Source organism: Streptomyces sp. NPDC058001 (genome assembly GCF_042886315.1).
Taxonomy (GTDB): Bacteria; Actinomycetota; Actinomycetes; order Streptomycetales; family Streptomycetaceae; genus Streptomyces.
In genome coordinates this window covers 361,743-387,449 of the sequence record NZ_JBHVQT010000001.1, presented here as the reverse complement: position 1 = coordinate 387,449, position 25,707 = coordinate 361,743, and the positions used below count along the sequence as shown (strand labels likewise).

Below are 25,707 nucleotides of genomic sequence, written 5' to 3'. Positions count from 1 at the left end.
TTACGAAGATCACCGAATCGTGCTAATCGCACCCGTCATCCACATCAAGGCAGTACCCGCGTCAACGCGTCCAACGCCCCCGCCCAAGCACTGTCCGAAGGCGTCCCGTAGCCCACCACCAGCGCGTCCGGCGACTCCGCCATCGCCTCCGGATGCCGGAACCTCCGCAACCCGTGCACCGCGAGCCCTTGCCAGACCGCCGCCCGAACCACCGACTCCTCGGTACCGGGCGGGAGTTCGAGTACGGCGTGCAACCCGGCGGCGATCCCGGAGACCCGAATCCCGGGCGCGCGGTCGGCGAGCGCGGCCACCAGCAGGTCCCGGCGCCGCCGATACCGCAGCCGCATCGCCCGTACATGCCGGTCATAGGCGCCCGAGGTGAGGAACTCCGCCAGCGTGAGCTGGTCGAGGGCGCCGGACGGCCGGACGGTCCGCGCCTCGGCGACCTCGGCCGCGAGCCGCGCGGGCAGCACCATCCAGCCGAGCCGCAGTCCGGGCGCGAGGGATTTGCTGGCGGTACCGAGGTAGACGACGTGCTCCGGGTCGAGCCCTTGCAGTGCCCCGACGGGCTGGCGGTCGTAACGGAACTCGCCGTCGTAGTCGTCCTCCAGGATCAGCCCGCCGGTGCGCCGCGCCCAGTCGACGGCCGCCGCCCGCCGGTCGGGCCGCAAGGGCACCCCCATCGGGAACTGGTGGGCGGGCGTGAGCAGCACGGCACCGGGCGCGAGATCCGCCAACTCACCGGTATCGGTGCCGAGTTGGTCGAAGGGCAGCGCCCGCGTACGGAGTCCGGCTTCGCCGAGCACATTCCAGTGGAAGTCGAGCCCGTACGACTCGACGGCCACGTCCCGTACACCGCGCCGGCGCAGCACCTTGCCGAGCAGCGCGAGCCCTTCGAGGAAGCCCGCGCAGACGAGGATCCGGTCGGGATCGGCCCGTACGCCCCGGGCGCGGGCGAGATACCCGGAGAGTGCGGTACGCAGCTCGACGCGGCCACGCGGGTCGCCGTAGCCGAAGGCGTCGTTGGGGGCGTCGGTCAGGGCGCGGCGGGCCGCCTTGAGCCAGGCGGCGCGCGGGAACGACGCGAGGTCGGGGGTGCCGGGCGTGAAATCGTGGGTGGGGCCCGAGTCGGCGGGTCGGCGGCGGGCGGGGGTCTCGGGGCGCGGTACGGCGCGTTCGGTGACACGGGTGCCGGAGCCCTGCCGGGCGGTGAGCCACCCTTCGGCGACGAGGTCCGCGTAGGCGTCGGCGACGGTGTTACGGGCGATGCCCAGGTCGACGGCGAGCGTACGGGACGACGGCAGCCGGGTCCCGGGCGCGAGGCGTCCTCCGCGCACGGCGTCCCGCAACGCGTCCGTGAGCCCTTTCCGCACCCCGGCCCCACGGGCGTCCACATGCAGATCGAACCCGGAAGTGGCCCAAGATTCCTCCATGGAAATGGACCATACCTCTGGGTGACCCCGCGCCTAGGCTCGGCAGCATGACGACGGAGACCAAGCACGAGACGAAGAGCGACACGAAGCACGAGACTACGAACGAATCGAGGTATGCCCCCGAGCACACCCCCCGCCTGGCCTGGGCCGAGCACGCCCCGGAGGTCTTCAAGGCGATGGTCCGCCTGGACGCGGCGTCCCGGAAGGGCGTCGACCCGGTGATCCTCGAACTGGTCAAGATCCGCGCCTCGCAGCTGAACCACTGCGCCTTCTGTCTCGACATGCACACGAAGGACGCGATCGCGGCCGGCGAGAGCGTGGAGCGGATCATCCAGCTCAGCGCGTGGGAGGAGTCCCGGCACTTCTACACCGAGCGGGAGCTGGCGGCGATCGGGCTGACCGAGGCGGTCACGGTCCTCACGGACGGCTTTGTCCCGGACGAGGTCTGGGACACGGCGGCGAAGCACTTCGACGAGCCGGAGCTGGCGGCCCTGCTCGCGTCGATCACGGTCATCAACGCCTGGAACCGCTTCGGTGTGACCTGCCGCAATGTCCCGGGCCACTACCGCGCGGGCGACCACCGGTGACCCGTACCGCCCCACCGGTGACCCGTACCGCCACGTTCCGCGCCCTGCACGACACGAGCAGCCCCGCCGCACCCCTCGTACTCCCGGGCCCCTGGGACGCGGCGAGCGCACGCGTCTTCGCGGAGAGCGGTTACCCCGCGCTCGCCACCCCGAGCGCGGGAGTGGCCGCGTCCCTCGGCTACGAGGACGGCCACACCCCGCCAGAGGAGATGTTCGCGGCGGTGGCGCGGATCGTACGGTCCGTGGACGTGCCGGTGTCGGCGGACATCGAGGGCGGCTACGGGTTCGCGCCGAAGGAGTTGGTGGACCGGCTCCTGGACACCGGCGCGGTCGGCTGCAACCTGGAGGATTCCGGGCCCGACAAGGTCCTCAAGGACCCGCACCGGCACGCCGACTGGCTGGCGGAGGTACGGGCGGCGGCCGGGGACCGGGTGTTCCTGAACGCCCGCGTGGACACGTTCATCCGGGGTGTCACGGACCCGGAGGCGGCCGTCGAGCGGGCCCGCCTGTATGTGGCGGCGGGCGCCGACTGCGTCTACCCGATCGGCGCCCCACCCGAGGCGGTCGCGGTCCTGCGGGCGGCGATCAAGGCCCCGATCAACGCGGGCGCCCGCCCCGAAGCGGCCTCGATTCGGGAGCTGGCCGCATCGGGCGCCACCCGCATCACCTTCGGCCCCGGCCTCCTGCACCGTACGACAGCGGCCCTGACCGGGATCACGAGGGAACTCCGCCCCTGATCAACCGGGATCTCTGCCCCCTGATCCGGGCGCTCTCAGGTCCCCAACCACCCCCGCCATGTCTCCTCATGCTCACCGACCCACTTCTCGGCCGCCTCCTGCGGGCTGAGTTTCCGGTCGGCGATCAGGAGGGAGACCTCGTTCTGGTCCTCGGTGGTCCACCGGAAGTTCTTCAGGAGGGCAGCCGCCTCGCCGCCCGCCTTCGCGAAGTCGGCGTTGAGGTATTTCTGGAGCGGTGTCTCCGGATAGGCGCAGGCCACCGCGTCCGGGTCGGCGTCGCACCCCTCCTTGTACGCGGGGAGCTTCACCTCCGTCATCGGCACCTTCTCGAACAGCCACTGCGGGGTGTACCAGTACGTGAGGAAGGGCTTGTGCTCCTTCGCGAACTGTTTGATCTGCGTGATCTGCGCCGCCTCCGAACCGGAGAACACCACCTGGTAATCGAGGTCCAGGTTCTTCACGAGCGCCTTGTCATTGGTGACGTACGACGGTGAGCCGTCCAGGAGTTGGCCCTTGCCGCCGCTCTCCGGCGTACGGAACCGGTCCGCGTACTTGTTGAGGTTCTTCCAGTCCGTGACGTCCGGGTGCTCCTTCACGAAGTACGTCGGTACGAACCATCCGATGTGTCCGGTGACGCCGAGGTCACCGGCGCCCACGATGGTCTTCTTGTCCTTGACGTACCGCTGTTCCTGGTCGGGGTGGCCCCAGTCCTCCAGGATCGCGTCGACCCGGCCCTGACTGAGCGCGTCCCACGCGGGCACCTCGTCCACCTGCACGGTGTCCACGCGATAGCCCAGCTCGTGTTCCAACAGGTACTGCGCCACGGCGACGTTCGCCTGCGCGCCCACCCACGACTGCACGGACAGCGTCACCGTCTTCGCGCCCCGGGCGTTCGCGAACGGCGACGCCTCCTTCGTCATGTCGGCGGCCCCGCACCCGGACACCGCGACCAGCGCCAGGGCGGCGAGGACCGAACCGGCCACCCGAACTCGCGAACCGGTCACCCGTACTCGCGAACCGATTACCCGTACTCGCGAACCGATTACCCGTACACCCGAACCGGTCACCCGTACTGGCATGTCACGCGCCCTTCTTCGTACGGCGTTCCGTCGGCTGGGTCACCCGGTCGAGCATCAGCCCGAGGCACACGATCGCGGCACCGGCCACCAGTCCGGTCGCCAAGTCGCCCTGCGCGAGCCCGAACACGACGTCGTACCCGAGTGCGCCCCCGCCGACCAGGCCGCCGATGATGACGACGGCGAGGACCAGGACGACTCCCTGGTTGACGGCGAGCAGCAGCGCGGGACGCGCCAACGGCAGCTGAACCTGCCGGAGTTGCTGCCCGGTACTCGCCCCGAGCGACCGCGCCGACTCCAGCGCCGCCGGGTCGACCTGCCGCAGCCCCTGCGTGGTGATACGGACGACGGCGGGCAGCGCGTACACGACGGCCGCCGCGACGGCGGGTGCCCGGCCGACCCCGAACAGCGCGACGACGGGGATCAGATACACGAACTGCGGCATGGTCTGGAACACGTCCAGGACCGGCCGGAGCACCCGTTCCACGCGTGTGCTCCGGGCCGCCGCGATCCCGACCCCGAACCCGATGACCAGCGTGACCGCGACCGCCGCGAGCACCTGGGACAAGGTGTCCAGGGACGGCTTCCACACGCCGAGTACCCCGATCGCGGCCATCGCCAGGACGGCCGTGAGCGCGGTGCGCCAGGTGCCGATCAGCCAGGCGAGCGCGGCGACGATCAGCAGCACGGACCACCAGGGCAAGACGTGCAGCCCGTCCCGCAGCGGATCGAGCACCCACGTCGTGAACCGGCCCGCCCAGTCCGCCGTGCCGCCCACATAGGGCACCCCGGAATACAGGTGGTCGGTCATCCAGTCGACGGCTCGGTTGACGGGCTCGGCGATGTTCACGTCCCAGGAGCCGGGCCATTCGAGCCGGCCCGCGAACCGCGCGGCGAGCGCGACGGCGACGGTGCCCACGGCCGCGACCGCCCACCCCCACACGCCTCCCCTGGACAGCCCCGAACCGAGCCGCGCCCCGGCGGCTCCGGTGGTCCGGTCGAGGACGACGGCGAGCAGCACGATCGGGATGCCGGCGGCGAGCGCGGCGCCGACATCGACCGAGGCGAGCGCCTGGTAGACCCGGTCGCCGAGGCCGCCCGCGCCGATCACGGAGGCGATGACGGCCATCGAAAGGGCCATCATGATCGTCTGGTTGAGGCCGAGGAGGAGTTCGCCCCTGGCCAGCGGCAGCCGCGCGGTGAGCAACCGCTGCCTCCCGGTGGACCCCATCGAGGTGACCGCTTCCATCACACCCTGGTCGGCGCCACGCAGCCCGAGCGCGGTGAGCCGGGCCATGGGCGGCGCCGCGTACACGACGGTGGCGAGTACGGCCGCCGGAACGCCGATCCCGAAGACGAGAACGACGGGCAGCAGATACGCGAACGCGGGCAGCACCTGCATGGTGTCGAGTACGGGCCGCAGCGCACGGTACGTACGGTCACTGAGCCCGGCCGCGAGCCCGAGAACGAGTCCGACAGCGACGGATACGACAACCGCGACAACCATCAGCGCGAGGGTCTGCATGGTCGGCACCCACATACCGAGCAGCCCGCACGCCAGGAACGCGAGCGCGGTACCGACCGCGAGCCGCACCCCGGCGACCCGCCAGGCGACCAGCCCGGCGGCGGCGGTGACCCCGGCCCACCCGGCGGCGAGGAGTACGAGGTACACACCCCGCACGGAGAGGGTCACGAGGTGCGAGACATGCCCGAAGAAGTAGAGAAACAGCGGATGACTGTCCCGATTGTCGATGATCCAGTCACTCGCCCTACCGAACGGCCCGGACAGATCGACAGTGAGCACGGAGGGCCAACTACCGCTGTTCCAGAGGGAATGAGCGACGGGTACGAGCACGCCTCCGGCGACGGCGAGCAGCAGAAGCTTCCCCAGGGACCGGTTCCTGACCAGCGCTGCGAAGCGCGGCGGGCGCCGTAGGCCGGAGGCGCTGACGACGGCCATCAGACGCCCTCACGGCCGGTGACCGCAGGCGCGGACGCCCCTTGATCGACGTGATCCGCTTGATCCGCCTGATCCGCCTGATCCGCGTGCTGCACCCGATCCAGGTGCTCCACCCCGGCGACCACGCTCAGCAACCGCTCGTGGTCCACCACGCCCAAGCACCGCGGACCCTCCATCACCCGTGCCGCGACGCCCGTACGGGACACCGCTTCGATCGCCTCCGACACCGTCGCCCCGGGCGACACGGCGGCACCTTGGGCCGCCTCGTCACCCACGGCAGGCCGCATGGCGGTGCGGACCGTCAGAACCGTCTGGCGCGGCACGTCCCTGACGAAGTCGCGGACGTAGTCGTCGGCGGGTGAGCCGACGATCTCCTCGGGGGTACCGAGCTGGACGACCCGGCCGTCCCGCATCAGGGCGATCCGGTCACCGAGGCGCAGCGCCTCGCTGAGGTCGTGCGTGATGAAGACCATGGTGCGCCCCTCATCACGGTGCAGCCGCGCGACCTCCTCCTGCATGTCCCGTCGGATCAGCGGGTCGAGCGCGCTGAACGGCTCGTCGAACAGCAGCACTTCGGGGTCGACGGCGAGCGCGCGCCCGAGCCCGACCCGCTGCTGCTGACCGCCCGACAGTTGCGCGGGCCGGCGCTGCTCCATGCCCTCCAGGCCGACCTTGGCGACGACCTCGGCGGCCCGCGCCCGACGCTCGGCGCGCCCCACTCCCTGGATCTCCAGGCCGTACGCGATGTTGTCGAGGACCGTGCGGTGCGGCAGCAGTCCGAAGTGCTGGAAGACCATGGCGGCCCGGTGCCGTCGCAGGGCGCGCAACCGCCCCCGGTCCATGGCGAGTACGTCCTCGCCGTCGATGGAGATGGCCCCGGAGGTCGGCTCGATGAGCCGGGTGAGGCAGCGCACCAGCGTGGACTTGCCCGACCCGGACAGTCCCATGACGACGAAGACCTCGCCCTTGCGGACCTCGAAGGACACGTCACGGACGGCGGCGGTGCAGCCGGTACGGGAACGCAGTTCGGCGGGTTCCAGGGAGGCCAACTCCGGGTCACTGGGCACCCGTTCGCTCTTGGGCCCGAATACTTTCCACAGCCGGTCGACGGCGAACACGGGTGCCGCGCCCCCGTCGGCACCGGAACTGGCACCGGCGCTGACACCGGCACCGGCGACCTCGGACGCGCTCACCGGCGATCGCCCCCGCCGACAAGCATCTCGGCACATTTCTCGCCCACCATCAACACCCCGATCATCGGATTCACCGCGGGCATGGTCGGAAACACGGACGCGTCCGCGATCCGGATACCGTCCAGACCCTTGATCCTCAACTCCGGGTCCACGACGGCGAGTTCATCGCTCATGTCACCCATACGGCAGGTTCCGGCCGGATGGTAGACGGTGTGCGCGACCTGTCGGGCGTACGCGCTCAACTCCTCGTCCCCGGTGACCTCGGGCCCGGGACACACCTCCCGCGTGAGCCACCCGGCAAGAGGTTCGGTCTGCGCGATACGCCGGGCGATCCGGATGCCGTCGACCAGGGTGCGCCCGTCGTAGTCGTCCTCATCCGTGAAGTACCGGAAGTCGAGCGCGGGCTTCTCGGCGGGATCGGCGCTGGTCAGGTAAAGACGCCCACGGGAACGGGGCTTAGGAATATTCGGGGTCATCGACACACCGTGCGGGGGCCGTTCGTACCCGATGCGCTCGGGATTGTCGGTGAACGGTATTTGGTAGAAGTGGAACATCAGGTCGGGCCCGGCGTGATCGGGATCGCGGCGGACGAAAAGACCGGCGTCGCTGTCCATCGCGGAATTCTCCGGAATAGGCCCGTCCGTCTCCCAGACGATGACCGACTCGGGATGGTCGAGCAGATTCTCACCGACACCCGGAAGATCGTGCACGACAGGTATCCCGAGCCGTTCCAGATCGGCCCGGGGGCCGATCCCCGAATGCAGCAGCAGCCGGGGCGAATCCACGGCACCGGCACAGAGCAACACCTCATGCCGGGCCTGTACGAGAATGTCCTCCCCGTCCTTGGTTCGCACCCGTACGCCGGTGGCCCGAGCGCCCTCCAACTCCAGCCGATAGGCCCAGGTTTCCAGCATCAATGTCAAATTGGGCCGATCGAGGAAAGGATGAAGATAGGCGACGGAGGCACTGGACCGCTGATTGTTCTCGGGGTGATAGGCAAGGTCGAAGAATCCGACGCCGTCACTGAACGGCTCCCGGTTGAACCCCTCCACCCGAGGCACCCCGGTGGCGGCCTGGGCGGCGTCCACGAAGTCCCGCGCGATGGCGTTCCGGTCCTTCTCGTCCACCGGCACGATGTTGTTGAGGAGCCGCGCGAAGTACGCCTCCATCGGCACCGCACCCCAGCCGCGCGCCCCTGCGGCCTCCCACTCGTCCCAGTCGGACGGCAGCGGCTTGAACGCGATCAGCGTGTTGTGCGAGGAGCATCCGCCGAGGACGCGGGCGCGGCTGTGCCGGATGTGTGAATTGCCGCGTGGCTGCTCGGTGGTGGGGTAGTCGTAGTCCAACTCGCCGCCGAGGAGACCCATCCAGCGGCGCAACGTGAGTACGTCGTCCCGGCCGACGTCGCTGGGGCCGCCCTCGATGACGGCGACGGTGATGTCGGGGTTCTCGGTGAGGCGGGAGGCGATGACGGAACCGGCGGTGCCGCCACCGATGACGACGTAGTCGTATGTGGGGTGAGCCATGGGGGAACTCCTGCGAAAGGTATCTGTTGGGTGGGTGGGTGGGAATCACCGGCAAGCAACTCACCGGCACCCCCAAGGCCCCGTACCTACCCCCGGAACCACCGAACCGGTACGGCCGCCAGGTTCTGATAAACGTGCTTCGGCTCCCGGTACTCCGCCAACCCGGAAGGCCCCAGTTCCCGCCCGACCCCGCTCTTCCCGAACCCACCCCACTCCGCCTGGGGAAGGTACGGATGGAAATCGTTGATCCACACAGTTCCGTGCCGAAGCCGCGCGGCGACCCGTCGGGCCCGCCCGGAGTCAGCGGTCCACACGGCCCCGGCAAGCCCATATTCCGTGTCATTTCCCAGGACAACGGCCTCGTCCTCGGTACGAAAGGTCTCGACGGTGAGAACGGGCCCGAAGACTTCCTCCCGCACCACCCGCATTCCACGATGGCACTGATCGAGAACGGTCGGCTCATAGAAGTACCCGGTAGCGGGCCGCACGTCGGACGGCTCCGGCCGCTTACCCCCGCACCGCACCACGGCACCCTCGCCGATCGCGGAGGCGACGTACTCCTCGGTCCGCGCCCGCTGCTGTTCGGATACGAGGGGCCCGCACTCGACCCCGGCCTCGGTACCGCGTCCGAGCCGGATCTTCCCCGCGCGCCGGGCGAGTTCGGCGACGAAGCGTTCCCGTACCGACTCCTCGATGATGAGCCGCGACCCGGCGGAGCAGACCTGACCGCTGTGGATGAAGGCGGCGTTGAGCGCCTGGTCCACGGCGGTGTCGAAGCCGTCGGCCGTGGCGCACGCGTCGGCGAAGACGATATTGGGGTTCTTGCCGCCGAGTTCGAGGGCGACCTTCTTGACGCTCGCGGCGGCGGCCTGCGCGACCTTGGTCCCGCTGACGAGCCCACCGGTGAAGGACACGAGGTCCAGATCCGGATGCTCGGCAAGGCGGGCACCGACCGTCTGCCCAGGGCCCGTGACGATGTTGGCGACCCCGGCGGGCAACCCCGCCTCACCGAGCAGCCGTATCAGCGCGACCGTCGTGAGCGGCGTGATCTCACTCGGCTTGATCACGAAGGTATTTCCGGCGGCGAGCGCCGGCGCGATCTTCCAACTCGCCTGCAACAGCGGATAGTTCCAGGGCGTGATCAGGGAGCAGACGCCGACGGGCTCGTACACGACGACGCTGTGGATGTCGGAGGACCCGGCATCCACGACCCGACCCGCACCCTCCCCGATGACAAGATCCGCGAAGTACCGGAACGCGTCGGCGACACAGTCGACATCGACGCACCCCTCCTCGACGGTCTTACCGGCGTCCCGGCTCTCAAGCAGCCCGAGCGACTCCCGGTCGCGTACCAACAGATCGGCCGTGCGCCGCAGCACCGCGGCCCGCTCGGCAACGGACGTACGGCGCCACGGCCCGTCCTCGAAAGCGGCACGTGCCGCGGCGACCGCCGCGTCCACATCCTCGGCACCCCCCTCGGCGACCTGGGCGAACGGCTTGGCATCCGAGGGGTCGATGATGTCGCGTGCGGCGCCGGAGAGTGCATGACGCCACTCCCCGCCCACGTGGATGGTGTGTTGTACCGACACGTCCTGTATGCCTTCCGTTCCGTAGCGCGACCGCCGCGTCCCACCCGACGGGGGTGAGCACCTGCCCTGAGGAACGAAAACCATGCGAAGTACCGCGCGGAACGTGAGCGGGCTCACCGACCGGCGCCATCTGCATCCCCCTCTCAAGGGAGGCGTTAATCTGGCCCGACACCCCAGATCGAAAGGGACTTGATGAAGGTCACGTGTACCGGCGCTTGAGTACCCGCCGACGGATGGTCGTCGTCTGGGCGGCCCTGTGCCTGGCCGGCATCGCCGCCACCTCGGCCCTCACCGCCGAACCGGACACGGACAAGCCGAAGTCCCCCACCGAAGAGCCGACGGCCACGCGCCCGGTCGACTGCGAGGAAATCGCCGACCGCCTCGAACAAGGCCGCGCCGAGGGCGAGCGCGCACGCCAGGAAGCCCTCAACCCGACCGCGACCCCTACGCACCGGGGCACCCTGACCGTGACAGACATGGCGGTACAGGAAGAGTGCATCGACGTACTCAAAGACCGCGGCCTGACAAAACGCTGACCCAGCGGCGAACGCACCTCAGATCGGCAGATCCCAACCCGGCCCGTCCTCCGCACCGATCCACACACACTGCCCGGCGGCCGAAACGGTGACACCGAACCCGTCCTGATGAGGCTCGCCGGCGGCCTGCCACAACTGAACGGCCCGCTCAACCCGATCCCACAACCGCACGGGCCCACGCTGCACGACGGTCCAACCCCCGTCGGGCTCGGCACGCAGAGAACCAGAGGTACTCACGCGTCGGATCCTTTCTGTAGCCGGTCAACGAGGGCCTGGGCGATGACACAGGGCGTATCACATTCCAGCCCAAAAAAGCTCTGCCCCGCCTCCTTCGCTGAGGTAGGCGGGGCAGGGCGCGTGGTCCGCAGGCTGGGTGGGGGCTCGCTCAGCCGCGTCGGAGATTCATGTGGGCCCGCGCGCAGGCCAGGTCCGCGTCGTCGTTGTTGTACGCGGCGACGGAGATCCGGAAGTCGCCTCTCGGGATTTCCTTGTTGGCGAACAGGTCGCCGTAGTAGATCGGCAGCGAGATGTTCCCCGGCTTGACGGGGACCTGGACGGGCGCGTCACGGGCCTTGAGTTCCTTGGCCAGGTCGAGGGTCTGGTGCTGGAGCGTGACCAGGCCAAGCTTCACCGTGACCTGGACTGCGGCGCCTTCGCGGATCTCTTCCGTGAGGTGTCCGTGCACCGTGATCGTCAGGGGCTTGCCCGGCTCCAGCGGCTTGGGCTCGGCGGTGATGCTGTCGGTTCGGAGGATGTAGGACTCGTCGGAGCAGTCCTCGACCGGCCAGCTCTCCGCCGCCCTGGACGCCTGCGCTGCGATGTGTGCCGTTCCGGTGGGCGATGTGGCGTGTGCCGACCCGGCGATCGAGGCGGTCAGCAGCAGACTCAGCGCGCCCGGTACCGCCGCGCCGACTCGTCGTGAAACCCGCATGTGGTGACCCTCCGTGTGTGATCGAGTGTGATCGCAAGCCCCCTGCCCCGGCCTCACCTGGCCCCAACGGCCCAGTCGGGTGACACCGGCCCGTCTCCAGGCCGGGAGCCGGGCCTGTTTCGTAGTGGGTGTGGCGGTCTAATTCCGTTGCTGTTCAGGCATGTTGGGGGTCATGATCCGGCGGTGAGTCGAGGCAGTGCGCGGGATTTGGCGGACAGCGGTTCGGACATCGTCGCCGTCTTCGTACGGTGGACCTGGTCGCGGGCGATGTTGCACAACGGGTGGTGGCTGGTCACCAGTGTCTATCTGGTGGTCGACGCCCGGCTCAGCGCCGCCGAACTGGTCTGGGTGGGCGCGCTCCAGGGGATCACTGGTCTGGTGTGCGAAGTGCCGGCCGGGGTCGTCGCGGACACGATCAGCCGGAAGTGGTCCCTGGTGGTCTCCCATGTGCTGATGGGAACCGCGATGGTGGCCACCGCCCTGGTGACCGACTTCTGGGCGGTGGCGGCGACGCAGATGCTGTGGGGTCTGTCGTGGACGTTCGCCAGCGGTTCCGATGTGGCCTGGGTGACGGACGAGTTGGCCGATCCGGAGCGGACGCCGGGGGTGCTGGTGCGGGCGGGCCGGGCCCAACTCACCGGTTCGGCGGCGGGGATGACGGTCCTCGGCCTGTTGGCGACGGTGACGGACCGACGTACGGCGATGGTGGCGGCGGGCGGGGCGATGCTGCTGCTCGGGGGGTATGTGGTGTACCGGTTCCGTGAGGAACGGTTCGTACCGACCCGTACCGACCGGTGGTCGGCGTCGTGGGCGATCGTGCGGCGCGGGTCGGCGCTGGTGCGGGGCAGCAGGGTGATCCTGATCGTGTTCGCGGCGACCTTCCTGGTGAACGGCGCCGCCGACGCGTTCGCCCGGCTGTATCCGCAGCGCTTGTTCGCGGCCGGCTTCCCGTCGGAACCGCTGCTCTGGTTCACGGCGTTGGGCGTGGTCACGCTGGTGGTGGGGGCGGGGGCGCTACGGGTGGTGGAGGCGCGGGTACATGAGGGGCGCGCGGCCCGGCGGGGGTACGTGTGGGCGTGCGCGGCGGGCGCTTTCGGGCTGGCGGTCCTGGCGGTGGCCCCCGACGGGGTGACCGCGAGCGCGGCGGTCCTGCTGATCGCCGGCACGGCGCTTCCGCTGACGCGGACGATCGGCATGATCTGGGTCAACCAGCGGACGACGGGGGATGTCAGGGCGACGGTCCACTCCTTCCTGGCGCAGGCGGAGTACCTGGGCGAGATCCTGTGCGGGGCGGTGTTGGCGGGGGTCGCGGCGGCGGCGGGCCTGCCCTACGCGCTGGCGTGCTGCGGTGTGTTGTTCGCCGTCACCGCATACCTGATCGGACGCCCGGCACCTGCTGAGACGACGGGGAAATGACGGACACGCAGCAGTTCTGAACATGAGTGCAGATCAGAGAGCACAGAGACCCCGCACGGCAGTTGATCGAGCCGCACGGGGCGTCTTGCTGTCTGCCCGCTTGCCACGGGTTACTACGGAATGGGTAGCTGGTCCTCGGGTGTCGGCCCCGCGCCGAGCGCTACGACGTGACTCGGACACGCGTACAGGGTCACCTCGGTACCGCTGATACACCCGACGTACCGAACTGCCACGGGTGCGTAAGTCCATTTCCAGCAACAGCAGCAGACGGCACCCGAGCGGGAAACGGGCTCGGCGATGAGTCCGTCGCGGGTCATGCGCTCACCCCGCCGCTACGAAAGCGGAGCGGGGAAAGGGCGCGCCCGGGTAGGTGTACGGGAGGTCTACGCCGCGCGTGGCGTAGTAGAGGGCCCGTCGCCGCTCACGGTGGAGCCGGAGTTCCGAGGCGGTCTTTGCCTGTCGCCGGAAGTACGCGGCGGCTTCTTCCTTGGTCGGTCCGGTCCACGGGCGGGACCAGGGCGGTACGGGGGCGGGTTGGGGGGGCTGGGCGGCGAGGTATTCCGCGCTGTGGCGTCCGGGCCGGGGAGGAATGAGGACGGAGAGCACCCAGAAAAGGGCGCGGGCGATAGCATCGCGCATGGTCGTTCAGCTCCTATGCAGCTGTTCGGCAAGCCCCGGCGAACCGGTCCTAAGCGGTTTGTCGGGGCGTCTTCGCATCTGACGGTAGAGCAACTCCTCTACCATCGTCTACCTACGTATGAAAACGCCCTCCAGCGTGGCCGGTTGTCTACGCTCTCCCCTATGAGCCCGAGCATCGACTACGACGCCCCGACACCGCCGTATCAGCAGATCGCGGCGGAGATCATCCGGGACATCGAGTCGGGCGCGCTCGCTGTGGACCGTCCGATTCCGTCGGAGTCCGCGCTGATCCAGCGGTGGGGCGTAGCTCGGGACACGGCACGGCGGGCGGTACGACACCTTCGGGAACTCGGATACGTCTACACGGTGCCGCAGCGAGGGACGTACGTGCGCGACCGCAGCGGCGCGGACGAGGGCCAGGACAGCTAGTCCCGCTTCCTGCCCAGCCGCTTCATCAGCTGTGCGCTTTCCGCGAGGGCCCTTCGGCGCAGCGATTCGGTCTCGGGGTCGAGCACGTTCCACGAGTGTTCGCGGGCGTGGTCCCGGTAGAGCGTGCACGCGTCGCCGTCCGGCCCGCCCTCGGTCTCGCACCAGGGCCGGGACTCGAACCGCATGGCGCCGCCAGTGTCCCAGCGGGCCCACAGCGGCGGTGCCATACCGTCGGGCCAGTCCCATACGTGGTCGGCGTGCTCGCCCTCGTGCCAGAGTCCGAGTTCGCACCGGACCCGCAGGGGCGCGTATTCCAACTGGCTACTGAGGGCTCGCCCTTGTCCAGCGAGGACGGCGAAGAGCAGGGCGGCGGGGGGGTACATCGGCTGTGGCTTTGCATTGACGCATAGCTGGTCCTAGGGGGAGAGACGAACGAGCCCCGCCCGTATGCCACGGGGGCAGCACACCGGCGGGGCCAGGTTGCGCGGGTCCCTTATGCGCTGAGATTCCCTGGTTCGCTGGGGCTTTCGGTCCGTGCCCGCAAGTCCGCCAAGGAACGCTGATAGAGGGTGTGCCCCGCGTAGTGCGCGTGGGCCGGAGCCGGCGAGGCATTCTCGATCACATGCTGTGCGGCGGCTTTGAGTACGGCGCCCCATGCCAAGACGTGTTGCTGTGCGGGACGTCCGCACTGCTGCGGCTCTCCGGGGAGGCACAGCGGAAGCTCCGGGCCGACCTTGTTGGCTGCCTGCCGTACGAACCGCGCCACTTGCAACCAATACTCTTCTGTCCGGTGCGCTGTGGCGCTTCCGTCGTCTCCGCACCAGGCGCTGAAGTCGTCGCCGTGATCGTGCATGCTCACTGTCTCCTGTACCGGGGTTAGATGGGTGGGCCGATGGTAGGTGCGTCCGGTGAGCTGTGCTTCTCCTGCGTGTCGCAGTGCCCAAAAGAGGGGACGCAAGGCTGACAGGGTTCGCACATGGGCAGGAACTGCGGCGGGGTGCACGACTGGACACCACTTCCGTGCACCGCCTCAATGTCTGCGGTGACCTTGGCCATCTGCTCCCCGCCCCATATATCGGCGAGCGGCGTTCCCCGGACGTTCCCCAAGGTCAGGTGCCGTCCCAGCACGCACGGCCATACGTCGCCCGTCGGGCCGATAGCGCACTTCTCGTGAGCGCAGTGCCCACACAGATCGCCGATGGTCGGGGCCGCGCCCTTGCTCGCACGGCCGAACGCCCGGGTCCGGTCACCGCCGACCGTTTCGACGCCGAGCGCCAACAGGTCTTGCGCGGCTTCCTGCGCGCGCTGCCCCTGATTTACGGAGATGACTCCGCCTCGCAGCGGAATACCGAGTTCCAGCGCCTTTGCGACGTTGGCGCGCGTTCTCCGGTGCGAGCCCCGGAGTTGCGTCACCCGATCGTGTTCCTGTGCTTCGTCCGAGTAGTACGACGTGGCCAGCTTGACGCCGAAGCGCCGGAACGCGTCCCACAGGGGGTCGCGGATGTGCGTCATGTTCGAGAACACTTCGATGCCGAGCCCTCGCACGTGGGCGTATTCGAGCAGGTGGGGCAAGTGCGGGTAGAGCGTCGGTTCTCCGCCGATGAACTGAACGTCCAGCGTGCCCATGTCCGCGAGCTGGTCAATCAAGTTCAGCCAGTCCTGCACGGTCATGGACCCGTGAGTTCCCTTGGGTCCGCTGTCCGCGTAGCAGTGATCACAGAACTCGTTGCAGAGCCCTGTCACCTCCAGCCACGCGAACTTGAGTAACGTCGTTGCTGCCATGAGTGATTCCTGTCTCTGTCTCGGGGTCTTCTGGTGCACGGTCCGGCGGGGAAGCGCCTACTTCCCCGCCGGACGCCAAGGGCGTCTACTCGTCGTCTTCCGGGATCCCGTACAGGCTGTCCGGGGTGTGGTGACGTACGCGCCGGTCCATGAGCGCTCCTTGTGTCTGGTCAGGACGCGGGGCGGGCTTCTTGATGTCCCGCTTGATGGCTGCCGCAGCAGCCGCAACCGTGTTCTTGGCCTTGCTCATCGCACCGTTCTCCGTCGGCCGGTATGGGTGGTCCCGGTCGGCTGCCGACCGTCACTCAGACAGCCGAGCGGGGGTAGTGCCCGCCCCTGCCGCAGAGCGCATCCATGTGACGGGGGCCGAGTCTCAGGGCCGTGCCCCGGTGCCGACCGCGTGCGCGGCGGTCGGGTTCCCGGCGAGCACGTACAGGGGTTGCGTCAGACTGCCGATCCGGCGACGTATCGGCTCCGGCGACACCGGGTCGCCGGCGGGCAGCCGGACCGGCCGGACGGAGAGGGTGTACGTGCAGTCCGCGTCCGGGAACCTGGCGAACAGCGGATGCCCGGCCTTGATGTGCTCACGCGCGGCGCGCTGTTCCTCCGGGTCCTCGGCCCACGCACGTAACTCCGCCGGGCAGTCAGGCACGGGCAAGGTCGCCTTGCGCATGGACGGCCTCGCCCATGCCGAACGCGTCGGGTCAGGATCGAGCCGGTCCGCGATACGCACTGCCTGGCCCCGGAACCAACGGAGGGCGAGTATCGGGGAGATGGTCTGGGCGGTGCCCAAGACGTGCTGCACGGTTTCGCCGGTGCCGTACACAGGTCCTTCGGCGCGCACTTCGGACCAGTAACCCGAAGGTTCCGCAGAGCAGTTCACGCGGGACCCTCCCGCCACATCACCCAGGGACGCTCGATGACCTCGGCGTAGCTGGTGTGCTCGGGGTGAGCGCGCAGGTGGGTGAACGCCCAGGTCTGGGGCTCGGTCGGGTCGGCGCTCGGAGGCGACTTCGCCTCGCACTCGGTGTCGTCGTCGTTGAGCGTGAGACATCGGAAGGCGTACGTCAGTGGCGGGGCGTCGTCGTCCTGGTCGGGTCGAAATGTCCACCGGATGAAACCGAATACGCGCCGGCGCGTAGCGGCCAGGTGTTCACCCTGACTCCGGGCGTTGGCAAGGACGGTTCCGATGGGCAAGCACTGTTCGGTCGCCGCCGGCTCTACGTTCTCAGGCTTGGCGGTCCATTCCTTCCCACCACCCACCGGACGTAACGACCATTGACCGGCCCACTCGCCGCGATACTCGCCGAGCCGATCAGTCCTGGTGTCCATCAGTAACGCACCGACTCGTGGCGGCCGAATCACCGTGCACCCCCGGACTTGGGGGCGCATCCCTCCGATTCCCTCGCGGAGCGGGGCGAGGGAACCGGGTACGGGTGGCGGGACGTGGGCCACAGACCGGAGGCGGCGTCCAATAACGCGCGTCGGCGGGCACGATCGGCGAGGCTTCGTCGGCTCATACGGTGACGCTAGAACCGTCACGAAATCGCTGTCTGTGGCACTTCGACTACTCGTTGTGCTGAAGTGCCACGTTCACACGCTTAGTTGCAGCGTAGACGCCATGCTCCGCATTTCCGGAGTGAGCGTCCGTCGCCCCGTCATGATGGCTCGCAAAGCGTCCCGTGCCGGTGTCTGGTTGGGGAACCACTCGGGGGACCGTGCTTGAATCTCGCTCAACTTCCCGAACGCCTCTGCGAACTGGCCGAGCCGCGCATATGCGTTAACCACGTCCAGCCCGTGCCGGTTCCGCACGCTGATGGTAGGGCGCACTGTGGACCACGGCATGCGTTCGGCCAGGCGCAGCGCCTTGTCCGGCTGGTCGTGAATTACGGCGTCTTCAACCGAGAGCATGCGGACGGTCGTGGGTCCGAAGGTGCGCACGGTCTCGTGTTCGACTTGGACCTCCCGCCCGATTGCCGTTGCGGCACTCCGGGCAAGTCGCTTCATGTCCGCCGCGGTCTCGGGCTGGTTGTTGCGTACGGCGGCACCGGATGCCCGCAAGAGCAGGAGGCCCCACGCGGAGAGTTCGGAGGCTGTCGCACGACTGATTCGCGGTTCCAAATCGTCCGCCCAAGTCGTTGCCAGCGTCAACGCATCGTCCAGCTGACCTTGGCGGATCAGCAGCCACGCAAGCGTGTTGACGCTCGCGGATGCCTCTAGCCGATTCTGCGCGTCCGCGAGGGAACGACGAACCACCATTTCCGCGAGGTCGAATTGCCGTGTGTGCGTCAGTGCGCCCGCCGCAAGTTGCAGCACCCGAACCCGGACGCCTCGCCCATCGTCGGAGAGGCTGTCAGCGTCTCGCAGCAGCGCGGGCAGCACCGCGGCCAGTTCCGCGAAGTGGTGGGTCCGGTAGAGCGGGACCGCATCGGCCAGTACGCGTTCGACTCCGCTCGGGGTGGCAGGCTCGTCGCCTTCCAGCCCCGGGGGCCGCATCAGTTCGGCCCGGATCGGCGCCCACAGTTCACGCGTCCCGGGGATGGCCCCTTGTTCTCCCGGCTCCTTGACCAGCGCCATGGTCGGGAGTCGTAAGGACTTGGCCAAGGCGTGCAGTGTCTCCATACGCGCGCCGTCGCGCTCCCCCTGTTCGAGCTTCCGAATCGTAGAGATCGAAACCCCGGAGTGGTCGGCCAACTCGCGCTGAGTGAGCCCGCGTAGCTTGCGGGCCTGCTTGACTTTCTTCCCCGCATCAGTCATACGGCCAGGGTACGACCGCCGAGAGCGTCCCGTCACGGAGAGCGAAAACGGAAAAGCCCCGCCATGCCGTCCCGGACGGGCCGAACCGGTACCGCGCACCTCTCACCGTCGGGTCAGCGGCATGTGCCGCGCCGATCGCTGCCGGCCCCGCATCCGCCGATGGTTGCAGGGTGGTCGGCCGAGAGACCCGCTACCAAAGATCACCGCGGACGTGTTCTCCGAGCGATTCGGCCGCCGCGTGACCACGTATGACCTTGGCCATGGGAACTCCCCCGACCTTGACCGGCCGCTGACCTACAGCCCATCGTTCCAAGAGACGGTCGAGTCGGTGACCGAACCAGGGAGAGCGGATATGGACCGCAGGAAGTTCCTCGCCGCGTCACCGTTCGTGGCAGCGGCAGGGGTGGGCCCGTCGCGTGACTGGTTGTTGGCCACCCTTGATCAGGAACCCGAACCAGGCCCCCGCGTCAGACTGGAAGACGTTACGAGCGTCCGGAACATGTTCGGGACGTTCCAGGAAATGGACGTGATGCAAGGTGGCGGATCCGGCCGCTTGGTACTCACGGAGTACATGAACCAGCACGTGTACCCCCTTCTTCGACGCACACACTCGGAAGATGTTCGGCACGCTCTGTGCAGCGCTGCCGCAGAACAGACGTACCTACTTGGGTGGATGGCGTTTGACAGCGGAGAACACGGCACGGCACAGCGGTACTTGATTCAGTCTCTACGGCTCGCGGAGGAGTCGGGTGACGTGGCGCTGGGTGCACATGTGCTCGCGGGCATGGCCGACCAAGCGACGCTGCTCGGCGATCCCGGCGAGGGCCGCCGTCTGACGCAGGCCGGACGGCAGGGGCTTCGCAACTCCCACTCGCCGGCATGCCTCGCCGATCTGTGGGCGCTGGAAGCCCGCGCGCTCGCTGTGCTCGGAGACGAGCGGGGAACTGCCCAGGCAGTGAACAGGTCAGAGCGCGCCTTTGCTCGCGTCGTCCGCGAGGACGAACCCGAATGGGCCAAATTCATCGATGGCGCCTACCTTCACGGCGAGCACGCGAACGCGTTCCGTGACCTCAATCAGGCCGACCACAGCGCGGAGCACGCCCGGGAGTCCATCGAGTACGCCCGTAGGCAGAACAGGGCACGCCGGGGAGCAATGTCCCATGCCGCGCTCGCTGTGTCTCACCTCCATCGGGGAGACCTCGAAGCCGCACACGCAACGGGTGTCCGCACGCTGGAACTGGCACGGCAGGTGAAATCCTCGCGCAGCGTAGAAGCGGTGCAGGACGTACAACGACGCATGATTCCTTTTGGCCAACATGCGCTTGTGGCCGACTTCAACGAGCGCGCCCGACACCTCGTCGCTGCCGCGTAGCACCAGGACACGTGGGAGTTGCACAGGGCACGACGAAAGCCCCGCCACCCCCGAACTGGGAGGCATGGCGGGGCTTTACTCACGATGCCCGGCACAAGAGAAATTCGACCAGCGCGAGCACCAGACGCACGGCGAGGAACGGTGTCACTTGGTCTCGACCTCGCCCGGAACGTCGTGTGCCGGACTCCCTCTCGGAAACCGATCTGCCCGGCTCGGCCCCACAGTTCTTGTCCAGCGTGCCGACCACTCGCCGCCGCACGCGAGGACCGGCGTCGTCAAGACCGTCCTCCAGACATCGGACCCTGTGCCCGGACACTGACACCGGCAGGAAACCCACCCGAATCACCAGATCCCACCCGGGCCTCCCTTCCGTAACATCCCTACGCGTTGGCCTTGGCGCAGACGCCGATCCGGAGCGGACGCCGGGGGGGTACTGGTGCGGGCTGGGCCACGCCCAACTCACCGGTTCGGTGGCGGGGATGACGGTTCTCGGCCTGCCAGCGACAGTGGCGGACCATGTTGCAGCGCTGAGCGAGCCTGACTTGCGAAAGCCCTGCCCGCCTGCGCAGTTGTCGCAGTGTCTCGGCCAGGTCCGCCTTGGACTGGCCCGACTGCTGTGCCTCAAACGTCAAAACCCTTCACGTACTCCTCGAAAGGCGCCGATTCCGCGATGGCGGTTCTCTGGAGTTCCCGGAACGGTTCCGGGTCGCCCTCGTAGACCTCTCGGCTGATCTGGGTGCCGTCCGGCTCGTAATGCATGAGCACGATGCGCGACCGGTCGAACATCCAGAAATCCCCGGCGCCGGACAGTGGGTTGGCCCGGTCCGTCACGTCGAGGATGCGGATGTCTTCGCCCGCTTCGACGTTGTGCCGGTAGTGAGCGAACTCGAACCGCAGATAGTCCGTGAGCGGACGGGTGATCACGTGGACCCTTCCCACGGTCCTGCCGTCGGCCTTGTACCCCTCAACCCGGTCGAACCAAGGCTGCGTTGCCTCCCGGGTCACCGGCTCCCCGTCGAGGTAACGGCGCATGGCGTCCGCCTCCTGCGGAACCCGGTAAACGGGCAGAGTTTCGAGCCGCCATGCCTCGTGCCGCATGGAATCGAAAGCATTCCGCCAGTCCTTACCATCCAAGAACACGAACGGCCTCCCTCATTACCGCTTCCGGGATCTCCACCAGGGCCTCACCCTCGGGCGGCGTGAAGGCCGACGATAAATCTCCCTGCACCAGGAACGAACCCGTGGCGGTCCGGTAAACGTTGGGGCAGTCATCGCCACCGCAGGGCGGATCGTCGCCGTCGCCGCTGCCCGCGCCGGTAAGTCGGGTCAGTGCCTCGCGCGCCATGGTGCCTCCTGTGACATCGCGATGCAGGGCTGTTCCCTGCCTCTGTCCGTCGACGTTAAGGCGGTCCGCGAGAGGGCGTCCATGACGCCACCGGAATATTCCGGTAGTGGGGTAGATGATCACGGTGGCGCGGTGAATCCGTCGGCAGGTGGCGCTCAGAGGGCTGTTGGTTTCTTTGTGGGGTGCGGGGTGTCCGGTAGCAGGCGGGGGACGAGGCGTACATAGGCGACCATGCCCAGGACCTCGATCAGGGTTTGGGTGACCACGACGACCGCCGCGACCGCCAGGGCGTCCGGTAGGGCCAGGGCCAGGGGCAGGACGACGAGGGAGTTTCGGGTCGCGCCCGTGAAGACGATCGCCCTGCCGGCGGGAGCGGCCAGGTGGAACAGTCGGGCCACGGCCTTTCCCGCGAACGCCATGACGATCAGGAACACCACATAGAACGGGACGACGGCGGCGACGTCTGCCAGCCTGCCGCCCAGCTTCGGGACCTGCGACCCGACCACGACCAGGAGCGTCGCGGCCATCAGCGGGACCATGGTCGTGGTCGCCGCGTCGGAGACCGTCCGGCCGGCCGGGCGTCGCCCGGCCCACGCCTGTAGGGCCCACGCGAGCGAGAGGGGAATGACGATCAGGTAGAGGAACGCCTCAAGGAAGGGGCCGACCTCCACGATGTCGGCCAGCTCCGAGCCCATGAACAGGTACAGGAACCCCGGCAGCAGCAGCATCTGCGCGACCAGCAGCACCGGTGTCGCGGCCAGCAGACGGCGGCTGGATCCGCCGGCCAGGCCGGAGAAGACGATCACGTAGTCCACGCAGGGGCAGAGCAGCACCAGGAGTACGCCGAGCCTGACGGCCTGGTCACTCGGGAGGAGCGCGAACATCGCGGCGACCACCAGGGGTACCACCACGAAGTTGACCACCACCGCGGCGGACAGGAACCGGGCGTCGCGCAGTGAGCGGACCAGTTCGGCGGCCGGGACCTGGAGGAAGGTGACGAACAGGAGGGCGCCGAGTACCGGGTTGATAGCGTGCTCAAGTCCCGGCCCGAGGCCGGGGGCCGCCCATCCGAGCGCCGCGCCTACCGCCATCGCGGCCAGGTAGATCGCGACCTGATGGTGTTCCATCCACTCGACGGGACCCTGTGGTCCGTGCCGTTCCTGTGGTCCCTGCGGTTCCTGCTGCGACACCCGAACTGCTCCTTCACACCGTTCCGACCCTAACCGCACCGCCGGTCCCGCCTGACCTTGACCTTGCCCTTGACCTTGACCTTGGGAGAAGTCCCAGCCTGTCCGTACGGAACGCGGAGCACGGTACGCGGAGTACGGAGCAGGGATGACGGCAGGGAGGGGCGGGGGCGTGGCGGGGCTCGGGGAGATGGGGGTGCTCGGTGAAATGGGGGTGCTGGGCGCGGCGGGGGTGTTGGCCGGAGTGGTCGGCACGGCGGGCGGCATCACCTCCCTGATCTCGTACCCGGCATTGCTGGCGGCGGGCCTTCCGCCGCTGTCGGCGAACGTGACCAACCTCGTCGCGGGCGTCGCCTGCTGGCCCGGCGCGGCCCTCGCCTCGGGTCCCGAACTCGCCGGACGGGGACCGTGGTTGCGCCGCTGGATACCGTTGTCCGCGCTGGGCGGTGCGGTGGGCGCGGTACTGCTGCTGTGCACACCGCCGGGGGTCTTCGCGAGGGTCGTGCCGTTCCTGGTGGCGGCCGGTTCGCTGGCGCTGCTCGCCCAGCCCCGGCTGACCGCTCTGCACCAGCGGCACCGGACCGGCGCGCTCCTCCCCGTCGGGCTGCTGACGGTGTCGGTGTACGGCGGCTATTTCGGGGCCGGTTCGGGCGTACTGGTCCTCGCCCTCCTCCTGACCACGGCCGAACCCCACCTGCCCAGGGCCAACGCCCTGAAGAACATGCTCATAGGCGCCCCGGCACTGATCTCGTCCGTGGCCTTCGCCGCCTTCGGCCCCGTCAACTGGACGGCAGCGGCACCCCTGGCCCTGGGCATGTTCACCGGCTCCACACTGGGCCCGCGAGTCGCCCGCCACCTTCCCCCCACCGCGCTCCGCCACCTGGTGGCGCTACTCGGCCTGGCTCTGGCCGCCCGCCTCTGGCTGACACCGACCGGCTGAACCCCGCCTCACGCATAGAAGTCGCACCTGAGCCCCGCTACTCCCCCACGGGTAGCGGGACTCGGGCGTTCTCGGGGTGTCAGCGCCGGTGTGAGCGCCGGTGCCGGTGCCTATGCCGGTCCCAGTGCCGGTGCCGGTGCCGGTCCTGTTGCGGGAACTTCCAGGTCAACGGTTCTCCGCCGATATCCGTCCACTGGATTTCCGGGACTTCGCGCGTCAGCGGCAGACCTTTGCTTCCTTGCTTCCCTGGCTGGCCTGCTGCCACTTGTTGCTGTTGTTCGACCAACTGAAACCGATACTGGACTTGCCGAGAGAGATACCGGTCATGCTGCTCGACTTCCAGGAATGCCCGTACTTGGAGTACGTCTGCACATTCCAGCAGCCCGACTTACTGGCTTTGAAGCGCACCGACATACCGCCCTTGTAGCCCTGCATGTCCACCTTGCTGACCAGCTTCGGCCCCTCGTTGAAGGTGAAGCCCACGCCGTACGCACCGGAACTCTCGGCCTGGGTCATCGTCTTCTGCTTGTAGAACTCCCTGCCCGCGTACCAGAGGGAGTGGTCGATCAGCGTGACCTTGTTGTTGAAGGTGATCGCGAAACCGTCGCGCCCCTTGACGTTGCCGGGGATCTTCTTCCACTTCCAGGTAGCGGTGGCGATGTACTCCCACTTCTTCAAGACCTTGTAGATTTTGGGGCGATAGAGGGTGATCTCATCGCTCGGATTCCCCATCGTCACGATCTCGTCCGCGCCGGCCCCCGTGTCCACCCGCTCCACGCAGTAGTCCTTCGCGAGGCGGGCGTCGATCTGCCGCTCGGTCAGGCCCTTGGCCTCCAGCTTCACGACGGCGTCGGTGATGTCCTCACCCGCGTCACTCTTGGCTTCACACTTCGCCTCCGCCTTCGCCGCCGTATCAGCCGAAGCCGTCGTATCAGCCGAAGCCGCCGAAGCCGCCGACCCCTTCGACGCGGCTGACCCGGCCGACCCCTTCGACCCCGTCGAGTCGTCCGCGCCACCCTCGCTGCCGCAGGCCACCGCCGTCAGACCGAGCGCCAGCACCGTGACCGGCACCATCGTCCGGGCACGCCAATTCGCCATGGTCACTTCGTCCCCCGTATCCCCGTGCTTTTACTGGTACTTCTCTGCACCCCCACTTTCTCCGGCCGTCCGACCGGCTGTCTTGGCACGGAGTGCACAGTCACTTGACAATGCGTCCACCAGGTCGCCCGCGCCGTCCCGCCCCCGCCGCAGCGACTCGCTCCGGTGATCCCGCGGCGCGACCCCGTACCGCGCCCGGAACGCCCGGCTGAAGGTCGCCGGGTCGCCGAAACCCCAGCGGGACGCGATCTCCCCGACCGTCACCTCCGCCAACGCGGGCTCGCCCAGGTCGCGACGGGCGCGCTCCAGCCGCTGGGTACGGATCCACTGGGCGACGGTGATGTCCCGTTCCTGGAAGATCCGGTGCACATAGCTGACCGAGATGTGATGCGCCGCGGCGATCATCGAAGGGCCGAGCCCGGGGTCGGACAGATGCCGTTGGATGAAGGTCTGCACCCGCAGCCGCAAGGACCGTTGGACGCTCTCCCCGGCCGGCCCGTCCTCGGCCTCCAGGAGGTGGGCGAAGAGCGCGGTCAGCAGGTCCAGGACGACCGTCGCGAGCCGTGGCCCGTCGGAGGGACGGTAGGCGTCGAGGTCCGTCGTCAGTCCGGAGAGCAGCCCGGACAGCAGCGCGCCCACGCCCGTACGGCCGGGGAGGCGCCGGCCGAGTACGCCGTCCAACTCGTCCGGCGGCAGCGGCAGCAGCGCCCTCGGCACCGCCACGGCCGCCGCCCGGAAGGACCCCTCGCGCCGGGACACCGCGTCGCCCGGCCCCCGGAAGGCGCTGGTGAACGGCCGCGAGGAGTCGTGCGCGTACATCTCACCGGCGCCGCAGGCCACTTCGCCCCGCCCTGCCCAGGTCGAGTGCATCGCGCCCCGCAGCGGTACGGAGAGTTGCAGCACCTCCGGATCGGAGCGCCGGATCAGCTTCGGGCCGCGTGACACGGTCAGCGGTGGGAAGGTCGTCGACCACACATGGACGGCGCCCAACTCCCGTACCCGCTGGTGCGCGTGGAAGTCGTCCGCCTGGTCGCTGCGCATCACGACCGGCGCGTGGGTGTCGCAGATACGGGACCGCCAGCGCTCGAAACGCTCCCGCGCCGGGACGTCGTCGGTCCAGAAAACGGTCTCTCTCACAAGTTCCCCCGGTGACGGTTCGCCATCCCCCTGCCGT

Annotated in this window: 26 protein-coding genes; 7 read left to right on the top strand and 19 right to left on the bottom strand. The window is 68.7% G+C overall.

Going from position 1 to position 25,707, the window contains the following annotated elements; genetic code table 11:
* Window positions 1–44: 44 nt before the first annotated feature.
* Complete coding sequence (locus tag ACFVT5_RS01825; RefSeq protein WP_389880330.1) at window positions 45–1,433, bottom strand: PLP-dependent aminotransferase family protein; 1,389 nt, start codon at window positions 1,431–1,433, stop codon at window positions 45–47.
* A gap of 47 nt (window positions 1,434–1,480) precedes the next feature.
* Here ACFVT5_RS01825 and ACFVT5_RS01820 point away from each other — a divergent pair, with 47 nt between their 5' ends.
* Window positions 1,481–2,020, top strand: coding sequence for a carboxymuconolactone decarboxylase family protein (locus ACFVT5_RS01820; protein WP_389880328.1), 540 nt, complete (start codon window positions 1,481–1,483; stop codon window positions 2,018–2,020).
* A gap of 17 nt (window positions 2,021–2,037) precedes the next feature.
* The gene (locus tag ACFVT5_RS01815) at window positions 2,038–2,757 is read left to right on the top strand and encodes an isocitrate lyase/phosphoenolpyruvate mutase family protein (RefSeq protein ID WP_389880326.1); all 720 of its coding nucleotides are present in this window, start codon (window positions 2,038–2,040) and stop codon (window positions 2,755–2,757) included.
* A gap of 35 nt (window positions 2,758–2,792) precedes the next feature.
* On the opposite strand, the gene ACFVT5_RS01810 is transcribed toward ACFVT5_RS01815, so the two are convergent.
* The 5 genes from ACFVT5_RS01810 to ACFVT5_RS01790 form a co-directional block, all read right to left on the bottom strand.
* A complete protein-coding gene (locus ACFVT5_RS01810; RefSeq protein ID WP_389880972.1) occupies window positions 2,793–3,677 on the bottom strand; it encodes an ABC transporter substrate-binding protein in 885 nt (294 codons plus the stop codon).
* A 160-nt stretch (window positions 3,678–3,837) separates the two neighbouring features.
* Entirely contained in the window at window positions 3,838–5,793 is a 1,956-nt protein-coding gene (locus ACFVT5_RS01805; RefSeq protein WP_389880324.1) for an ABC transporter permease, read from the bottom strand.
* Complete coding sequence (locus tag ACFVT5_RS01800) at window positions 5,793–7,022, bottom strand: betaine/proline/choline family ABC transporter ATP-binding protein (RefSeq protein WP_389880322.1); 1,230 nt, start codon at window positions 7,020–7,022, stop codon at window positions 5,793–5,795. The genes ACFVT5_RS01805 and ACFVT5_RS01800 overlap by 1 nt, the downstream gene beginning before the upstream one ends.
* Window positions 6,983–8,512 carry a GMC family oxidoreductase gene (locus ACFVT5_RS01795; protein ID WP_389880320.1) on the bottom strand — a complete coding sequence of 510 codons (1,530 nt, stop codon included), beginning with the start codon at window positions 8,510–8,512 and terminating at the stop codon, window positions 6,983–6,985. The genes ACFVT5_RS01800 and ACFVT5_RS01795 overlap by 40 nt, the downstream gene beginning before the upstream one ends.
* A gap of 86 nt (window positions 8,513–8,598) precedes the next feature.
* Entirely contained in the window at window positions 8,599–10,101 is a 1,503-nt protein-coding gene (locus ACFVT5_RS01790; RefSeq protein WP_389880318.1) for an aldehyde dehydrogenase family protein, read from the bottom strand.
* Between the two features lie 215 nt (window positions 10,102–10,316).
* Between ACFVT5_RS01790 and ACFVT5_RS01785 the strand changes: the two genes are divergently transcribed.
* Entirely contained in the window at window positions 10,317–10,637 is a 321-nt protein-coding gene (locus ACFVT5_RS01785; RefSeq protein WP_389880316.1) for a hypothetical protein, read from the top strand.
* A gap of 385 nt (window positions 10,638–11,022) precedes the next feature.
* Here ACFVT5_RS01785 and ACFVT5_RS01780 read toward each other — a convergent pair whose 3' ends face one another.
* Window positions 11,023–11,568 carry an ML domain-containing protein gene (locus ACFVT5_RS01780; protein WP_389880314.1) on the bottom strand — a complete coding sequence of 182 codons (546 nt, stop codon included), beginning with the start codon at window positions 11,566–11,568 and terminating at the stop codon, window positions 11,023–11,025.
* 183 nt (window positions 11,569–11,751) lie between these two features.
* On the opposite strand from ACFVT5_RS01780, the gene ACFVT5_RS01775 reads away from it, so the two are divergent.
* Window positions 11,752–12,984 carry an MFS transporter gene (locus ACFVT5_RS01775; RefSeq protein ID WP_389880312.1) on the top strand — a complete coding sequence of 411 codons (1,233 nt, stop codon included), beginning with the start codon at window positions 11,752–11,754 and terminating at the stop codon, window positions 12,982–12,984.
* A gap of 321 nt (window positions 12,985–13,305) precedes the next feature.
* Here ACFVT5_RS01775 and ACFVT5_RS01770 read toward each other — a convergent pair whose 3' ends face one another.
* On the bottom strand, window positions 13,306–13,623 hold the full coding sequence (locus ACFVT5_RS01770) for a hypothetical protein (RefSeq protein ID WP_389880310.1): 318 nt from the start codon (window positions 13,621–13,623) through the stop codon (window positions 13,306–13,308).
* Window positions 13,624–13,785: 162 nt separating this feature from the next.
* On the opposite strand from ACFVT5_RS01770, the gene ACFVT5_RS01765 reads away from it, so the two are divergent.
* Window positions 13,786–14,052: a GntR family transcriptional regulator gene (locus ACFVT5_RS01765; protein WP_389880308.1), complete on the top strand. Its 267-nt coding sequence runs from the start codon at window positions 13,786–13,788 to the stop codon at window positions 14,050–14,052.
* On the opposite strand, the gene ACFVT5_RS01760 is transcribed toward ACFVT5_RS01765, so the two are convergent.
* The 6 genes from ACFVT5_RS01760 to ACFVT5_RS01735 form a co-directional block, all read right to left on the bottom strand.
* The gene (locus ACFVT5_RS01760) at window positions 14,049–14,435 is read right to left on the bottom strand and encodes a hypothetical protein (protein WP_389880307.1); all 387 of its coding nucleotides are present in this window, start codon (window positions 14,433–14,435) and stop codon (window positions 14,049–14,051) included. The two genes, ACFVT5_RS01765 and ACFVT5_RS01760, sit on opposite strands and share 4 nt — an antisense overlap.
* 493 nt (window positions 14,436–14,928) lie before the next feature.
* Window positions 14,929–15,834, bottom strand: a complete 906-nt coding sequence (locus ACFVT5_RS01755; protein ID WP_389880306.1) for a radical SAM protein — start codon at window positions 15,832–15,834, stop codon at window positions 14,929–14,931.
* Between the two features lie 85 nt (window positions 15,835–15,919).
* Entirely contained in the window at window positions 15,920–16,084 is a 165-nt protein-coding gene (locus ACFVT5_RS01750; RefSeq protein WP_389880305.1) for a hypothetical protein, read from the bottom strand.
* A gap of 123 nt (window positions 16,085–16,207) precedes the next feature.
* Window positions 16,208–16,486, bottom strand: coding sequence for a hypothetical protein (locus tag ACFVT5_RS01745; RefSeq protein ID WP_389880304.1), 279 nt, complete (start codon window positions 16,484–16,486; stop codon window positions 16,208–16,210).
* A gap of 227 nt (window positions 16,487–16,713) precedes the next feature.
* A complete protein-coding gene (locus tag ACFVT5_RS01740) occupies window positions 16,714–17,031 on the bottom strand; it encodes a hypothetical protein (protein ID WP_389880303.1) in 318 nt (105 codons plus the stop codon).
* Between the two features lie 396 nt (window positions 17,032–17,427).
* A complete protein-coding gene (locus ACFVT5_RS01735) occupies window positions 17,428–18,591 on the bottom strand; it encodes a helix-turn-helix domain-containing protein (RefSeq protein ID WP_389880302.1) in 1,164 nt (387 codons plus the stop codon).
* A 211-nt stretch (window positions 18,592–18,802) separates the two neighbouring features.
* On the opposite strand from ACFVT5_RS01735, the gene ACFVT5_RS01730 reads away from it, so the two are divergent.
* A complete protein-coding gene (locus ACFVT5_RS01730) occupies window positions 18,803–19,963 on the top strand; it encodes a transcriptional regulator (protein ID WP_389880301.1) in 1,161 nt (386 codons plus the stop codon).
* A 621-nt stretch (window positions 19,964–20,584) separates the two neighbouring features.
* Here ACFVT5_RS01730 and ACFVT5_RS01725 read toward each other — a convergent pair.
* From ACFVT5_RS01725 to ACFVT5_RS01715, 3 genes are all read right to left on the bottom strand, one after another.
* On the bottom strand, window positions 20,585–21,103 hold the full coding sequence (locus ACFVT5_RS01725; RefSeq protein WP_389880300.1) for a DUF6879 family protein: 519 nt from the start codon (window positions 21,101–21,103) through the stop codon (window positions 20,585–20,587).
* Window positions 21,087–21,308 (bottom strand): hypothetical protein, encoded by a 222-nt coding sequence (locus ACFVT5_RS01720; protein ID WP_389880299.1) that lies wholly within the window; start codon window positions 21,306–21,308, stop codon window positions 21,087–21,089. The genes ACFVT5_RS01725 and ACFVT5_RS01720 overlap by 17 nt, the downstream gene beginning before the upstream one ends.
* A 155-nt stretch (window positions 21,309–21,463) precedes the next feature.
* Complete coding sequence (locus ACFVT5_RS01715) at window positions 21,464–22,435, bottom strand: arsenic resistance protein (protein WP_389880970.1); 972 nt, start codon at window positions 22,433–22,435, stop codon at window positions 21,464–21,466.
* A 208-nt stretch (window positions 22,436–22,643) separates the two neighbouring features.
* On the opposite strand from ACFVT5_RS01715, the gene ACFVT5_RS01710 reads away from it, so the two are divergent.
* Window positions 22,644–23,435 carry a sulfite exporter TauE/SafE family protein gene (locus tag ACFVT5_RS01710; RefSeq protein WP_389880298.1) on the top strand — a complete coding sequence of 264 codons (792 nt, stop codon included), beginning with the start codon at window positions 22,644–22,646 and terminating at the stop codon, window positions 23,433–23,435.
* Window positions 23,436–23,651: 216 nt separating this feature from the next.
* Here the strand turns inward: ACFVT5_RS01710 and ACFVT5_RS01705 are convergent, their stop codons facing one another.
* On the bottom strand, window positions 23,652–24,533 hold the full coding sequence (locus tag ACFVT5_RS01705; protein WP_389880297.1) for a hypothetical protein: 882 nt from the start codon (window positions 24,531–24,533) through the stop codon (window positions 23,652–23,654).
* Between the two features lie 30 nt (window positions 24,534–24,563).
* A complete protein-coding gene (locus ACFVT5_RS01700) occupies window positions 24,564–25,670 on the bottom strand; it encodes a helix-turn-helix domain-containing protein (RefSeq protein WP_389880296.1) in 1,107 nt (368 codons plus the stop codon).
* Window positions 25,671–25,707 lie beyond the last annotated feature (37 nt).

Bases quoted from the DNA above. Each gene is read 5' to 3' on its own strand.
- ACFVT5_RS01825 (WP_389880330.1), bottom strand. From the start codon at position 1,433: ATGGAGGAATCTTGGGCCACTTCCGGGTTCGATCTGCATGTGGACGCC.
- ACFVT5_RS01820 (WP_389880328.1), top strand. From the start codon at position 1,481: ATGACGACGGAGACCAAGCACGAGACGAAGAGCGACACGAAGCACGAG.
- ACFVT5_RS01810 (WP_389880972.1), bottom strand. From the start codon at position 3,677: ATGACGAAGGAGGCGTCGCCGTTCGCGAACGCCCGGGGCGCGAAGACG.
- ACFVT5_RS01805 (WP_389880324.1), bottom strand. From the start codon at position 5,793: ATGGCCGTCGTCAGCGCCTCCGGCCTACGGCGCCCGCCGCGCTTCGCA.
- ACFVT5_RS01800 (WP_389880322.1), bottom strand. From the start codon at position 7,022: ATGTGCCGAGATGCTTGTCGGCGGGGGCGATCGCCGGTGAGCGCGTCC.
- ACFVT5_RS01795 (WP_389880320.1), bottom strand. From the start codon at position 8,512: ATGGCTCACCCCACATACGACTACGTCGTCATCGGTGGCGGCACCGCC.
- ACFVT5_RS01780 (WP_389880314.1), bottom strand. From the start codon at position 11,568: ATGCGGGTTTCACGACGAGTCGGCGCGGCGGTACCGGGCGCGCTGAGT.
- ACFVT5_RS01770 (WP_389880310.1), bottom strand. From the start codon at position 13,623: ATGCGCGATGCTATCGCCCGCGCCCTTTTCTGGGTGCTCTCCGTCCTC.
- ACFVT5_RS01765 (WP_389880308.1), top strand. From the start codon at position 13,786: ATGAGCCCGAGCATCGACTACGACGCCCCGACACCGCCGTATCAGCAG.
- ACFVT5_RS01760 (WP_389880307.1), bottom strand. From the start codon at position 14,435: ATGTACCCCCCCGCCGCCCTGCTCTTCGCCGTCCTCGCTGGACAAGGG.
- ACFVT5_RS01755 (WP_389880306.1), bottom strand. From the start codon at position 15,834: ATGGCAGCAACGACGTTACTCAAGTTCGCGTGGCTGGAGGTGACAGGG.
- ACFVT5_RS01750 (WP_389880305.1), bottom strand. From the start codon at position 16,084: ATGAGCAAGGCCAAGAACACGGTTGCGGCTGCTGCGGCAGCCATCAAG.
- ACFVT5_RS01735 (WP_389880302.1), bottom strand. From the start codon at position 18,591: ATGACTGATGCGGGGAAGAAAGTCAAGCAGGCCCGCAAGCTACGCGGG.
- ACFVT5_RS01720 (WP_389880299.1), bottom strand. From the start codon at position 21,308: ATGGCGCGCGAGGCACTGACCCGACTTACCGGCGCGGGCAGCGGCGAC.
- ACFVT5_RS01715 (WP_389880970.1), bottom strand. From the start codon at position 22,435: ATGGAACACCATCAGGTCGCGATCTACCTGGCCGCGATGGCGGTAGGC.
- ACFVT5_RS01710 (WP_389880298.1), top strand. From the start codon at position 22,644: ATGACGGCAGGGAGGGGCGGGGGCGTGGCGGGGCTCGGGGAGATGGGG.
- ACFVT5_RS01705 (WP_389880297.1), bottom strand. From the start codon at position 24,533: ATGGCGAATTGGCGTGCCCGGACGATGGTGCCGGTCACGGTGCTGGCG.